Origin of the sequence: Actinomadura sp. NEAU-AAG7, from assembly GCF_018603865.1 — a bacterium.
Lineage (GTDB): Bacteria > Actinomycetota > Actinomycetes > Streptosporangiales > Streptosporangiaceae > Spirillospora > Spirillospora litoris.
Map to the genome: position 1 here is coordinate 771,048 of NZ_JAHFZY010000004.1, position 14,789 is coordinate 785,836.

4 protein-coding genes are annotated in these 14,789 nt (G+C 73.2%); 1 reads left to right on the top strand and 3 read right to left on the bottom strand.

Annotated features, from left to right (window positions below):
* Positions 1–7: 7 nt before the first annotated feature.
* From KLI87_RS22370 to KLI87_RS22380, 3 genes are read right to left on the bottom strand one after another with little or no spacing between them, the layout of a single operon-like run.
* The gene (locus KLI87_RS22370) at positions 8–235 is read right to left on the bottom strand and encodes an acyl carrier protein (RefSeq protein ID WP_214618511.1); all 228 of its coding nucleotides are present in this window, start codon (positions 233–235) and stop codon (positions 8–10) included.
* Positions 232–2,094, bottom strand: coding sequence for an HAD family hydrolase (locus KLI87_RS22375; protein WP_214618512.1), 1,863 nt, complete (start codon positions 2,092–2,094; stop codon positions 232–234). Before KLI87_RS22375 ends, KLI87_RS22370 begins: the two co-directional genes overlap by 4 nt.
* A gap of 3 nt (positions 2,095–2,097) precedes the next feature.
* The gene (locus KLI87_RS22380; RefSeq protein WP_214618513.1) at positions 2,098–3,126 is read right to left on the bottom strand and encodes a 3-oxoacyl-ACP synthase III family protein; all 1,029 of its coding nucleotides are present in this window, start codon (positions 3,124–3,126) and stop codon (positions 2,098–2,100) included.
* A 215-nt stretch (positions 3,127–3,341) separates the two neighbouring features.
* Between KLI87_RS22380 and KLI87_RS22385 the strand changes: the two genes are divergently transcribed.
* Positions 3,342–14,771 (top strand): type I polyketide synthase, encoded by an 11,430-nt coding sequence (locus KLI87_RS22385; protein ID WP_214618514.1) that lies wholly within the window; start codon positions 3,342–3,344, stop codon positions 14,769–14,771.
* Positions 14,772–14,789: the final 18 nt, after the last annotated feature.

A 14,789-nucleotide genomic window follows, 5' to 3' on the forward strand; every position in this document is an offset into this window, starting at 1 on the left:
GGACGGCTCACGCGCCGGCCGCCAGCTCGTAGATGCCGGCGAGGCTCGGCGCCTCCAGCAGGTCGGGCAGGGAGATCGGGCGGCTGGTCTCGCGCTCCAGCACGACCATCAGCGCCAGCAGGTGCACCGAGTCCCAGCCGGGCAGCTCGTCGAACCCGGTGCCGACGGTCTCGCTGGTCACCGGCAGGCCGAGTTCGTCGCGGACGAGCGCGACGAAGTCGTCGATGCTTCTCACGACGGGGTCCCTTCGAAGTCGGTGGTGAGCCTGACGTGCTCGGGCGGCTCGGGCAGCTCGGCGAGGTCGTGCCGGAAGTGCGTCCCGTCCTCGTCCTCGGCGACCGGGACGAAGCCGGAGCGGGGATAGAAGTCCGCGACCTTGCCGTTCTTGGCGCTCGGCCGGTAGGAGGCCCGGACCTCCGCCGCGCCGGTGTCCCTCGCGTGCCGCAGCAGCGCCGCCAGGCACGCCTGCTCGATGCCGCGCGAGAACACCCGGCAGCTCAGCAGGAAGTTGTCGATGTGGACGGTGCCGCCGTCGCGCCGCGCGAACACGGCGCCGACGACGCCGTTGTCGCCCATCCGGTCGGAGGCGTGCACGGCGAGCGGGAACGCCCGCGGGTCGGCGGCGAGCGCCTCGACATCCGCCTGCCGGAGCCGCCGCGTCGTCAGGTTGAACTGGTTGGTGCGCAGCGTGATCTGGGACAGCCGCGGCAGCTCGCGGGACGCGGCGCGCGCCATCCGCACGGTCACGCCCAGCTCCCGCAGGTACTCCTCGATCGAGTCGAAGCTCTCCAGGAAGTCGCGGCGCGCCATCTCCTGCCGGTAGCGGGCGGGCCGCGCGTGGTCCTCGTCCGACAGCTCGACGGTGTCGAACCAGCCGTCGGCCAGCAGCGCCCCCGGATGCCCGGCGGGCTCGCGGTCCAGGTCCACGACCGCGACGCCGGGCAGCTCCCGGCGCACCAGCCCGCGCTCGTAGGGGCTGTCGTCGGCGAACACGAACGCGTCGACGCCGATGTTGAGGTCGGCGGCCAGCTCCCGCAGGTTGTCGTGCTTGGGGCGCCAGTTCGCGACGACCCGGACGAAGTCCTCCTCGCGCAGCACCATGCCGGGGTGGTCGCGCAGCACCTCCCGGACGGGCTCCAGGTCGTTCTTGCTGACGGCGGCCAGCAGCACGCCCTGCGCGGTGATCTGCTTGGCGACCCGCTGGAACGCGGTGAACGCCTCCCCGCGCGGCGAGTGCCCGACCTCGATGCCCTCGGCGCCGTCCTCGCCGAGGATCCCGCCCCAGACCGTGTCGTCCAGGTCGAGGACGAGGCACTTCTTGCCGCGCCCGGTGAGGTGCCGGGCCAGGTGCCCGACCTCCCGCGCGTACGCGGCGAGCAGACCGGGCGCCAGGTGCGCCTTCGCGTAGACGCCCAACCGGGGATCGGTGACCGGCACGCCCTCGGCGGTCAGCGGGTCGAGGTCGATGACGACCACGCCGGAGTGCTCGGCGGTCAGCCGCAGCAGCCGCGCGTTGGCCTCCCGCCACGCCGCGCCCGCGAGCGCCCGGGACCGGTGGTCGACGAGCTGTGCCGGAACGCTCCGGGGGAGCGGCAGCGTGTTGAGGACGAGCGTCGCCCGGGACGCGGCGGCGAACCGTCCCGCCAGGCCCGCGACCAGCGACACCTTCTCGGCGAGGACCCGCTCCAGGTCCGTGACCTTCCACGGGACGGGCAGCTCGCCCGTCACGATGTCGTGGTCCAGCACGCACAGGACGACGTCGGCGTCCCCGGCGAACCCCTCGGGGTCGGACAGGTCGAACACGTAGGAGTCGAAGTCCGACACGGCCGGGCGCAGCAGCGTCCCGTGCCGGGCCAGCTCGGCGGTCAGCGACGGGACGAGCCCGGAGAGCGTGCCGTGGCCGGTCACGGCGGCCTTCAGCACCGGCGTGCCCGGATGCTCGCGGAGCACCTCGCCGGGGTCGACGGCGGCCAGCAGCCGTCCGGCGCGGGCCAGCTCGTCGGGCGTCGCCCCGTCCAGCAGGCGGGGGAGGCGGGGGAACTCGGCCGGGACGCGCCCGGACCGGTGCAGCGATGTCAGCTCGTCGGCGGACATGGGTCAGACACACTCCAGCGCGATTCCGGCCTTGATCCATTTGCTCGACTCGACCGCGACGCACAGCGCGCGGTCACCGGTGGTCATCTCCGCGAGGGCGCGCTCGAACTGGAAGAACGGCAGCGCGTTGCCGGTGTTGGCGGTCTCGCGCACGCAGCTGACCTCCTCGGCCGCCGCCAGGCCCAGCTCCTCGACGATCCGCGCGGTCATCCTCCCCGACAGCTGCGGCGGCAGCAGGTAGTCGACGTCGGTCGCGTCCCAGCCGGTGTCGGCCAGCAGCTCCTTGACGATCTCGGCGGCCATCAGCGGCACCGACTCCTCGATCGCCTTGTAGTCCTCCTTGACGGCGGCCGCCGCGGACGCGCGGTCGGCCAGCCCGAACCACTGCACGGACTGGCCGGGCTCCCGGCCCTGGCCGGTCAGCCGGTTCAGCACCCGCCGGACCGCCGGGACGCCCTCCACCGGGTCGGCGGTGAGCACGGCGGCCCCGGCCCCGTCGCCGAACAGCACGACGTTGACCAGCTCGGCGGGCGAGAGGTCCTTGAGGTCCACCGACAGGTCGAAGTGCTTCGCGCACACCTCCCCGCCGATGACCAGCGCGTTCCGCGCCCCGGTCGCGAGCATCCCGCGCGCCACGTCCAGCGCCTGGACGGCGCCCGCGCACCCGGACTGGAGCTGGTAGGTCGGGACGTCGTTGATGCCGAGCCGGTCCGCGACCACGTTCACGGTCGCGGGCATCAGCATCTCCGGCGTGGACGTGCCGAGCACCAGCACGTCGATGTCGGCGGGCCGCAGCGCCGCGCCGCGCAGGGCGCGCTCGGCGGCGAGCGCGCCCAGCTCCGACAGCGACGAGCGGACCTCGCCGGTGTCCAGGTCGACGGCGAGGTGCCGGCTGTCGGTGCCGACGAACGCCGCGATCCACTGCTCCCACGCGCCGTCCATGCCGAACCGCCGGGCGAGCGCCGCGTTGTCGATCGGCGGGCCGGGCAGCGCCGTCCCCGCCGCCAGGACGCGGACCTCCGAGATGTCCATGGGTCCCTCCTCATGCCCCACTCCCGGGCATGTGGGGTCTCGATGTCCCGGCCATGCTCCGGACGCCCGCTAAAGCCGCGCTAATCGGCTGCTTGCCGCGCGTCCGGAGCCCGCGCCGGTGCCGCGGCGCGCTTTAGAGCGCGTAAAGCGGACCGTTAGCGCCGTCTCCGAGGTTGCTGGCATGACGCAGGACGGGCAGGACGGGATGGCCTCGCATGGCGAATGAAGAGAAGCTGCGCGACTACCTCAAGCGGGTGACGGCGGACCTGCACCAGACCCGCGGGAGGCTCGCCGAGCTGGAGGCGGCGCGGCGCGAGCCGATCGCCGTCGTCGGCATGGCGTGCCGCTACCCGGGCGGGGTGTCCTCGCCCGAGGACCTGTGGCGGCTGGTCGACGGCGGCCGCGACGCCGTCTCCCCGTTCCCGAGTGACCGCGGCTGGGACCTGGAGCGCCTCTACGACCCGGACGCGTCCCGTCCCGGCACCTGCTACGCGCGCGACGGCGGCTTCCTCCACGACGCCGACCTGTTCGACGCGCCGTTCTTCGCGATGAGCCCGCGCGAGGCGCTCGCCACCGACCCGCAGCAGCGGCTGCTGCTGGAGCTGGCGTGGGAGGCGCTGGAGCGCGCGGGCCTCGACCCGGCCGGCCTGCGCGGCAGCGGCACCGGCGTGTTCGCCGGCGTCATGTACGGCGACTACGCCTCCCGGCTGCACACGGTCCCCGAGGGCCTCGACGGCCATGTCGTGAACGGCAGCGCGGGCAGCGTCGCCTCCGGCCGCGTCTCCTACCTGTTCGGGTTCGAGGGGCCCGCCGTGACCGTCGACACCGCCTGCTCCTCGTCGCTGGTCGCGCTGCACCTGGCCGCGCAGGCGCTGCGGAACGGCGAGTGCTCGCTCGCCCTGGCGGGCGGCGTCAGCGTCATGGCGACGCCCGGCACGTTCGTGGAGTTCGCCCGCCAGCGCGGCCTGTCCCGCGACGGCCGCTGCAAGGCGTTCGCCGCGTCCGCCGACGGCACCGGCCTCGGCGAGGGCGCGGGCCTCGTGCTGCTGGAGCGGCTCTCGGACGCCCGCCGCCACGGCCACCCCGTCCTCGCCGTGCTGCGCGGCTCCGCCGTGAACCAGGACGGGCACAGCAGCCAGCTCACCGCCCCGAACGGCCCGTCGCAGGAACGCGTGATCCGCGCGGCGCTGGCGAGCGCCGGGCTGGGCCCCGCCGACATCGACGCGGTCGAGGCGCACGGCACCGGCACCAGACTGGGCGACCCGATCGAGGCGCAGGCGCTCCTCGCCGTCTACGGGCGGGCGCGTCCCGCCGGGCATCCGCTGTGGCTGGGGTCGGTGAAGTCCAACATCGGGCACGCCCAGGCGGCCGCCGGGGTCGCCGGTGTGATCAAGATGGTGATGGCGCTGCGCAACGGCGTCCTGCCGCGGACGCTGCACGTGGACGCGCCGTCGCCGCACGTCGACTGGTCGGCGGGGGCGGTGTCGCTCCTGACGGAGTCCCGCCCGTGGGACGCGGGGGACCGCGTCCGCCGCGCCGGGGTGTCGTCGTTCGGGATCAGCGGCACCAACGCGCACGTCCTTCTGGAGGAGGCGCCCGCGGAGCCCGCCGGGGAGCCGGAGCCCGCCGGTGCGGCGGCGCCGGTGACCGGGTGGGTGCTGTCGGCGAAGTCCGAGACGGCGCTGCGCGGCCAGGCGCGGCGGCTGCTCGACCACGCCGGCCTCCGGACCGCCTCCGTCGCCGACGTGGGGCTGTCGCTGGCGACCACGCGCAGCCGGTTCGAGCACCGCGCGGCCGTCGTCGGCGCGGATGCCTCCGGGCTGCTGCGCGGGTTGGAGGCCCTCGCCGCCGGTGAGAGCGCGCCGGGGCTGGTTCGTGGGACGGCCGCGCCCGGCGGGCTCGCGTTCCTGTTCGGCGGGCAGGGCGGGCAGCGTCCCGGGATGGGGCGCGAGCTCCACGCCGGGTTCCCCGTCTTCGCCGCCGCGATCGACGAGGTCCGCGCCGCGCTCGACCCGCATCTGCCGCGCCCCCTGCTTTCCGTCCTGTTCGCCGAGCCCGGGTCCGAGGAGGCGGGGCTGCTCGACCAGACCGTCTTCGCGCAGGCGGGACTGTTCGCCGTCGAGGTGGCGCTGTACCGGCTCGTCCGCGAGTTCCTGCCCGCGCCGGACCACGTCCTCGGGCACTCGATCGGCGAGCTGGCCGCCGCGCATGTCGCCGGGGTGTTCTCGCTGGAGGACGCGTGCGCGCTCGTCGCCGCGCGGGGAAGGCTCATGCAGGCCGCGCGCTCCGACGGCGCGATGGTCGCCGTCCGCGCGAGCGAGGACGAGGTGCGGGACGTCCTGGACGGGCGGGCCGGCATCGCCGCCGTCAACGGCCCCGCCGCCGTGGTGATCTCCGGTGACGCCGACGCCGTCGAGGAGGCCGCCGCGCACTTCGCCGGGCTCGGCCGCAAGACGCGGCGGCTGCGGGTCAGCCACGCCTTCCACTCCGCCCACATGGACTCGGCGCTGGAGGAGTTCGGCGAGGTCGCCGCCGGGCTCACCTACCGGCGCCCGAGCATCCCCGTCGTGTCCAACCTGACCGGCGAGATCGCCACCGATGAGCTGACCGACCCGGGCTACTGGGTGCGGCACGTCCGGGAGCCGGTCCGGTTCCTCGACGGCGTCCGCGCCCTCGAAGCCGCCGGGACGGGCTGCTTCCTCGAACTCGGGCCCGACGCCGTCCTCACCGCGATGGCCCACGAGTGCCGCACCGGCGACGCCCCGGCCGCGCTCGCCGCGACCCTGCGCCACGACCGCCCCGAACCGGAGACGCTCGTCGCCGCCGTCGCCGCCGCCCACGCCCACGGCACCCCCGCCGACTGGACCCCGCTGTTCGCCGGCGCGCGCCGCGTCGACCTGCCCACCTACGCCTTCGACCACCGCCCCTACTGGCTCGACGCCCCCGAGGCGGCGGGCGACGCCACCGGCCTCGGCCAGGCCGCGGCGGGCCACCCCCTCCTCGCCGCCGTCGTCGACCTCGCGGACGGCGCCGCCGTGTCCACCGGACGGCTCTCGGTCCGCACCCACCCCTGGCTCGCCGACCACTCCGTCGGCGGCGCCGTCCTGCTGCCCGGCACGGCCCTCGCCGAACTCGCCCTGCACGCCGCCGACCACGCCGGCTGCGACACGCTCGGCGAACTCGTCCTGGAGGCGCCGCTCGTCCTGCCGGACGGCGCGTCCGCGCGACTGCGGGTCGAGACGTCCGCGTCACGGGAGATCGTCATCCGGTCGTCCCTGGACGGCGAGATCTGGATGACGCACGCGACCGGCCAGCTCGTCGCTTCCTCCGAAACTCCTGCTACCGAGGCCCAGACCGCGTGGCCGCCGGTCGGGGCCGAGCCCATCCCCCTGGACGGGCGCTACGACGAACTGGCCGCTCTCGGATACGAGTACGGGCCCGCGTTCCGGGGCGTGCGAGCCGCGTGGCGCGACGGCGACGACATCTGCGCCGAGGTGGCGCTGCCCGCGGACCAGTCCGACGCCGCCGGGCGCTTCGGCGTCCACCCGGCCCTCCTGGACGCCGCCCTCCACGCGTTCGCGCTCGCGACCCCGGCCGGGGACACGCTGCGGCTGCCGTTCTCCTTCGGCGGCGCGCGGCTGCTCGCCACCGGCGCGACGAGCCTCCGCGTCCGGCTGACGCCGAAGGGCGACGGCGCCCTCGGCCTCGTCGCCACCGACCCGGCGGGCTCACCGGTGGTCGCGATCGACACGGTTTCGGTGCGTCCCGCCCCGGCGTCCGTCGAGGCGGCGCCGGCGGGACGCGACGGGCTGCTTGAGGTCGTGTGGAACACCGTCCCCGGGAGCCGTCCCTCTGAGGTGGACGGGGTCGTGGTGCTCGGCTCGGATCTCGACGGCCTCCCGAGCCTCCCCGACCTGGCCGCGCTCGCCGAAGCGGTCGACGGCGGGGCGGTCGCGCCCCGGATCGTGCTGGTTCCGCGGTCCTCCGAGGGCGACGAGCCCGTCGCGGCCGCCCACGCCGCCGCTCGCGACGTCCTGGACCTTGCCCGCCGCTGGTCAGACGATGATCGCTTCGCCTCGGCCCGGCTCGTCCTCGTGACGTCCGGGGCCGTCGCCGTGCTGCCGGACGAGGGCGTCCGCGACCTGGCCACCGCTCCGGCCTGGGGGCTGTGGCGGTCCGCAGAGTCGGAGAACCCCGGCCGCTTCGGACTCCTCGACTCCGACGGCGGCGATCTCCTCGCCGCCCTCCAGACGATGCTGGACGGCGAGACGCAGGTAGCTGTCCGGGACGGGGAGGTCCTCGTCCCCCGCCTGTCCCGCGCCACCGCCGGTACCGGCGGCTCTTGGGGTGACGGGACGGTTCTGATCACGGGTGGTACGGGTGTGCTGGGTGGTGTGGTGGCGCGGCATCTGGTGGTGGAGCACGGTGTCCGCGATGTGATGTTGATGAGTCGTCGTGGGGGTGCTGGGGCTCTGCGGGATGAGTTGGTGGGGCTTGGGGCTGAGGTGTCGGTGGTGGCGTGTGATGTCGCCGATCGTGATGCTTTGGCCGAGGCCCTGTCTGGTGTGCGGGTCTCGGCGGTGGTTCATGCGGCTGGGGTGGTGGAGGATGCGACGATCGCTTCGCTTTCGGGTGGGGCGTTGGATGCGGTGTTGCGGGCGAAGGTGGATGCGGCGTGGAATCTGCATGAGTTGATGCGGGATGTGTCGGCGTTTGTGTTGTTCTCTTCTCTTGCTGGGTTGGCGGGGAGTGCGGGTCAGGCGAATTACGCGGCGGCGAATGCGTTTTTGGACGCGTTGGCGAGCCGTCGCCGTGCGGAGGGGCTGCCGGGGACGAGCATCGCCTGGGGACTCTGGGACACCGAAAGCGGCATCACCGGTACGCTCACCGGCTCCGACCGGCAGCGGATGAGCCGCGCGGGCGTCCTGCCGATGTCCGACAGCCACGCCCTCGCCCTGCTCGACGGCGCGCTCGCCGCCGACTCCGCGCTGCTGGCGGCGGCCCGCCTCGACACCGCCGCCCTCCGCTCGCAGGCCGAGGCCGGGGCGCTGCCGTCCCTGCTGAGCGGGCTCGTCCGCGTGCGCCGCCGGGCGGCGGTGGCGGACGCCGCGTCCGCCGCGCCGCTCACCGAACCGCACCAGATCGAGGAACTCGTCGCGACCAACGCGGCCGCCGTCCTCGGCCACGCCGAGACCGACGCCGTTCCCCTCGACCGGGCGTTCCGCGACCTCGGATTCGACTCGCTGATGGGCATCGAACTCCGCAACCGGCTCAACACCGCCACCGGACTGCGCCTCCCGGCGACCGCCGTCTTCGACCACCCGAACGCCTCGGCCCTGGCCCGCCACATCCTGGCGCAGTTCTCCGGGACCACCACGGCGGTGACCGCGCGGGCGACCGTCGCCCAGGACGAGCCGATCGCGATCGTCGGGATGGCCTGCCGCTACCCGGGCGAGGTGACCTCTCCGGAGGAGCTGTGGCGGCTGGTGGCCGAGGGCCGCGACGCGGTATCGGGCTTCCCGGAGAACCGGGGTTGGGATGTCGAGTCGCTCTATGACCCCGACCCCGAGCACACCGGGACCTCATATGTACGGGAAGGCGGATTCCTTCACAACGCGGACCTTTTCGACGCCGACCTTTTCGGCATCTCCCCGCGCGAAGCCCTCGCCGTCGACCCGCAACAGCGGATGCTGCTCGAAACCGCGTGGGAGGTGTTCGAGCGGTCCGGCATCGACCCGACGACGCTGCGCGGAAGCGACACCGGCGTGTTCGCCAGCGTCATGTACAACGACTACGCCTCCCGCTTCCCCACGCCGCCGCCGGAGCTTGAGGGCTACCTCGGCATGGGCAGCACGGCGAGCGTCGCGTCCGGCCGGGTCGCCTACACCTTCGGGTTGGAGGGCCCGGCGATCACAGTGGACACGGCCTGCTCCTCCTCCCTGGTCGCCATGCATCTCGCGGTCCAGGCACTGCGGAACGGCGAATGCGGCCTCGCTCTCGCAGGCGGCGCCACCGTCATGGCGTCCCCCAACACCTTCATCGAGTTCTCGCGGCAGCGTGGTTTGTCGGTGGACGGCCGCTGCAAGGCGTTCGCCGCTGCCGCTGATGGGACGGGTTGGGGCGAGGGCGTCGGCTTGGTGTTGCTGGAGCCGCTGTCCCAGGCGCAGCGCAACGGTCACCGGGTGTTGGCGGTGGTGCGCGGTTCGGCGGTCAACCAGGACGGCGCGTCGAACGGCCTGACCGCGCCCAACGGCCCCTCGCAGGAGCGCGTGATCACGCAGGCGCTGGCTAATGCGGGTTTGACCGGTGGTGATGTGGACGTGGTGGAGGCTCATGGGACGGGTACGGCGTTGGGTGACCCGATCGAGGCGCAGGCGTTGTTGGCGACCTATGGGCGGGGGCGTTCGGAGGGTCGTCCGTTGTGGTTGGGGTCGGTGAAGTCCAACATCGGGCACACCCAGGCCGCCGCCGGAGTCGCAGGCGTCATCAAAATGGTCGGCGCGATGCGTGCGGGTGTCCTTCCCCAGACGTTGCACGTGGACCAGCCGTCCCCGCACGTCGACTGGGAGGCGGGGGCGGTCTCCCTGCTCACCGAACCCCAGCCCTGGGACAAGGACGGGCTGCGCCGCGCTGCGGTGTCCTCGTTCGGGATCAGCGGCACCAACGCCCACATCATCCTCGAACAAGCTCCCGAGGAACCTCCAACAACGCCGGCGGAAATCTCGGGCCCGGTGCCATGGCTGGTCTCAGCGAAAACCGAACCCGCCCTGCGTGCGCAGGCCGACCGGCTCGCTGATGTGACTGAGGATGTGGCGGGCGTGGCCACCGCCCTTGCGAACACCCGCGCCACCCTGGAACACCGTGCCGTGATCATCGGGCAGGCCCCGAACGAGTTCGACGCCGGTCTGCGGGCCCTGGCCGCCGGCACCGAGGCACCCCACCTGGTCCAAGGCCGCGCCGGAACCCCCGGCAAGACGGTGTTGGTGTTCCCCGGGCAGGGCTGGCAATGGCAGGGAATGGCCGCCACCCTCCTGGACGAGTCGCCGGTCTTCACCGAATCCATCAAGCGCTGCGCCGAGGCACTCGATCCATTCATTGACTGGTCGCTCGAAGAAGTCCTGCGTGAGGGGACCGGGTTCGAGCGGGTGGACGTTCTGCAACCCACGTTGTGGGCCGTCATGGTGTCCCTGGCCGAGCTGTGGAAGTCGGCCGGTGTGATCCCGGACGCGGTCATCGGGCACTCCCAAGGCGAGATCGCCGCCGCACACATCGCCGGAGCCCTCACCCTCCACGACTCGGCCAAAGTCGTCGCACTGCGCAGCCGCGCATTGACCGCCCTGTCGGGGACCGGTGCGATGGCGTCCCTGTCGCTGTCGGCCGAACAGACACAACAGCGGATCGCCGCCCACGACGGCGTGGAGATCGCCGTCTTCAACGGACCTTTGGCGACCGTCATCTCCGGCGACCCCGAGGCGATCGAAACCATCGTCGGCGCGTGCAAAGACGAAGGGCTCAACGCCCGCGTCCTGCCGGTCGACTACGCCTCACACTGCGCCCACACCGAACACATCCGCGACCAGATCCTCACCGACCTGACCGACATCAACGCGCAAGAACCCCGCATCCCCTTCTACTCCACCCTCACCGGCCAACGCCTCGACACCGAACAACTCAACGGCCAGTACTGGTACAACAACCTCCGCAACCCCGTCCAATTCCAACCCGCCATCCAACAACTCCTCAACCACGGACACAGCACCTTCATCGAGGCCAGCGCCCACCCCGTCCTCACCACACCCATCAGCGACATCGACGAAGACACCCTCGTCACCGGAACGCTGAGGCGGGACGAAGGCGGACTCGACCGATTCCTCACCTCCGCCGCGCACCTCCACGTCCACGGCACCACCATCGACTGGACGCCCTTCCTCCCCAAGGACGCACCCCCCGCCGACCTCCCCACCTACCCCTTCCAGCACCAGTCGTACTGGCTCAACCCGCCCCAGCCCGCAGCCGACGCCCCGCACCTCGGCCTTCAGAGCGCCGAGCACCCACTCCTGGCCACCGCCACCGAACTCCCCGACGGAACCACCCTCTACACCGGAGCCATCTCCACCCACACCCACCCCTGGCTCACCGACCACGCGGTCAGCGGTACCCCTCTCCTGGCAGGGACCGCGTTCCTTGATCTGGCCCTCCACACGCACCCCACCGTCCAGGAACTCATCCTGAACGCGCCGCTCACGCTTGACGAGAGCCTCACGCACATCCAGGTCGTCCTGAGCCCGGAAAAGGAAATCTCCATCCGCTCCCGCAAGGGTGATGGCGAATGGATCCAGCACGCGTCCGGAAGTGTCGGGGAGGCGGACGCCGGCAATGACGCCTACGACGGGCGAATTCCCGACACCGCCAATCCCATCGACATCGACGGCATGTACGAGCGCCTCGCCGATCAGGGCTACGAATACGGCCCGCTCTTCCAGGGGCTCCAAGCGGCTTGGCAAGAGGGAGAGGACACCCTTTACGCCGAGGTCGACCTGCCGCCGGACACCGACACGGAAGGCTTCGCCGTCCATCCGGCGCTTCTCGACTCCGCGCTCCACGCGATGGCGTTCTTCGGCGAGACGGACGCGGTCCGGTTGCCGTTCTCGTGGACGGGTGTCCGCCTGGAGGCCGTCGGCGCGACGGCGCTGCGGGCCCGCCTGACGCGGGAGTCCGACGACCGGGTGACGCTGGCGCTGGCCGACCCCGCCGGAATGCCCGTCGCGACGGTAGAAGCGCTGACGGTACGGCCGATGGAGACGCAAGGGCCGTCCATCCGCGACTCGCTGTTCGCGCTCGACTGGCCGGCCGTGACGGTCGCCCAGTCCGATGGGCGGCGATACAGCGTCCTCGGCACGGGCCTGGAGGAACTGTTCCCCAACGAAGACGCGCACCAGGACCTCAAGTCGCTCACCGATCCGGAACTGGTCTTCGTGTCCGGCACCGGCGCGGACGTCCGGGACGCCACCGGACGGACGCTCGCCCTCCTCCAGGAATGGCTCACCGACGACCGCCTCACCGGCTCCCGCCTCGTGATCGTCACGCGCGGCGCGGTGGCGACGCATCCGGGGGAGGCCGTGCACGATCTGGCGGGTGCCGCCGTCTGGGGGCTCGTCCGCAGTGCGCAGACGGAGAACCCTGACCGCTTCGTCCTGCTCGACATCGACGGACGGGACGACTCCCGCGCCGTCCTCCTCGACGCCGCGGCCTCGGGCGAACCGCAGACAGCGCTCCGCGAAGGCGCGGTACACGCCGCGCGGCTCGCCCGCTACACCGGCGCCGGAGCGCTCACGGTCCCCGAGGACGCGGAGACGTGGAAGCTCGCCCTGCGCGGCGGCGGCACGCTGGACGGGCTGTCGCTCGACCCGGCCCCCGAAGCGCTGCGGGAGCTCGAACCGGGCGAGGTGCGGATCGCGCTGCGCGCGGCCGGGCTGAACTTCCGGGACGTGCTGGTCGCGCTGGACATGGTCCCCGAGGACGGACGGCCCACCGCCGGTGAGGGCGCCGGAGTCGTCCTGGAGGTCGCCCCGGACGTGCGGGGCCTGCGCCCCGGAGACCGCGTGATGGGTCTGCTGGAGGGCGGCGTCGGCCCGGTCACCGTGACGGACCGGCGGATGGTCGCGCCGATGCCGCCGGGCTGGTCGTTCGCGCAGGCCGCGTCCGTCCCGGTGATCTTCATGACGGCCTTCTACGGGCTGCGCGACCTCGCCGACGTCCAGGCCGGGGAGTCGCTGCTGCTGCACGCCGCGACCGGCGGTGTGGGCATGGCGACGCTGCAACTGGCCCGGCACTGGGGCGTGGAGGTGTTCGGGACGGCGAGCGCCGCGAAGCAGCACGTCCTGCGCTCGTGGGGGCTGGACGAGGACCACATCGCCTCGTCCCGCGACCTGGCGTTCGAGGAGCACTTCCGCAAGGCACTGGGCGGCCGGGGCATCGACGTCGTCCTGAACTCGCTGGCGAAGGAGTTCGTGGACGCGTCGCTGCGCCTGCAACGTCCCGGCGGACGGTTCCTGGAGATGGGCAAGACCGACAAGCGCGACCCGGCGGCGGTCGCCGAGGCGTACGAGGGCGTGGCCTACCGGGTCTACGACCTGCTCGACGCGGGCCCCGACCGCATCCAGGAGATGCTGCTGGAGCTGGGCGGGCTGTTCACCGACGGCGCGCTGGAGCCGCCGCCGATCACCGCGTGGGACATCCGCCGCACGCCCGACGCCATCCGGTTCCTCAGCCAGGCCCGGCACATCGGCAAGCTCGTCCTGACCCTGCCGTCCGAGCCGAAGAGTGACGGCACGGTGCTGATCACCGGCGGTCTGGGCGTGCTCGGCCGGACGGTCGCGCGCCACCTGGTGACCGAGCGGGGCGCCCGGCGGCTCCTCCTCACCAGCCGCCGGGGCCCGGCCACCGAAGGCGCCGAGGAACTCCACAAAGAACTGACCGAACTGGGCGCCCACGTCACCATCGCCGCCTGCGACACCGCAGACCGCGAACAACTCGCCACCCTCCTCAACCACATCCCCGCTGAACACCCCCTCACCACCGTCATCCACGCCGCCGGCGTCCTCGACGACGGCGTCCTCTCCCAACTCACCCCCGAACGCCTCGACACCGTCCTGAGGCCCAAGGTGGACGCCGCGTGGCATCTGCATGAGCTGACGGCAGGTTCGGAACCGGCGGAGTTCGTGATGTTCTCCTCCGCCGCCGGGACGCTGGGCGCGGCCGGGCAGGCGAACTACGCGGCGGCGAACGCGTTCCTCGACGCGCTCGCGCGGCACCGCGCCTCGCGGGGCCTTCCGGCGACGTCGCTGGGCTGGGGCCTGTGGGCGCGGGCCAGCGGCATGACCGGGCACATGGACGGCACCGACCTGTCGCGGCTCGGCCGGACCGGTGTCGGCGCGCTCTCCGACGCGGAGGGCCTGGCGCTGCTGGACGAGGCGGCCCGCGCGGCCGACCCCGTCCTCGTGCCGGTGAAGCTCGACCTCGCCGCGCTGCGGGCGCAGGAGGAGATCCCGCACCTGCTCCGCGGCCTGGTCCGCGCGCCCGCCCGGCGGGCCCAGGCGGGCGCGGCACGGGCCGCGGCCGGAACGTCCCTGGAGGACCGCCTCGCGAAGCTCCCGCCGGACGAGCGGTACACCGTCCTGCTGGACCTGGTGTGCGGGCAGGCGGCGGCGGTCCTCGGGCACGGCGTCGCCGACGACGTGGACGCGCGGCGCGCCTTCAAGGAGCTGGGCTTCGACTCGCTCACCGCCGTCGAGCTGCGCAACCGGCTCGGCTCGGCGACCGGGCTGCGGCTGCCGTCCACGCTCGTCTTCGACCATCCGACGCCCGGCGAGCTGGCCCGGCACCTCCAGGCCGCGTTCGCGCCGCAGGACGCCGACCCGGCGCGGGCGCTGCTGGCCGACCTCGAACGGATCGAGGCGGCGTGGTCGGGGCCGGTCGACGACGACTCCCGCTCGAAGGTCGTCGCGCGGCTGGAGACGCTGCTCTGGAAGTGGAACGGCGCTGACGCGGCGCCCGGCGCCGGGCCGGAGGAGGCGGACGGCCTCGGCGCGGCGACCGACGAGGAACTCTTCGACGCACTCGACAACGAACTCGGCATCTCCTGAAACCGCACGCGCTCTCCG

What these genes read in the sequence shown, in the direction of transcription:
- KLI87_RS22380 (WP_214618513.1), bottom strand. Translation starts at nt 3,126, where the DNA reads ATGGACATCTCGGAGGTCCGCGTCCTGGCGGCGGGGACGGCGCTGCCC.
- KLI87_RS22375 (WP_214618512.1), bottom strand. Translation starts at nt 2,094, where the DNA reads ATGTCCGCCGACGAGCTGACATCGCTGCACCGGTCCGGGCGCGTCCCG.
- KLI87_RS22385 (WP_214618514.1), top strand. Translation starts at nt 3,342, where the DNA reads ATGGCGAATGAAGAGAAGCTGCGCGACTACCTCAAGCGGGTGACGGCG.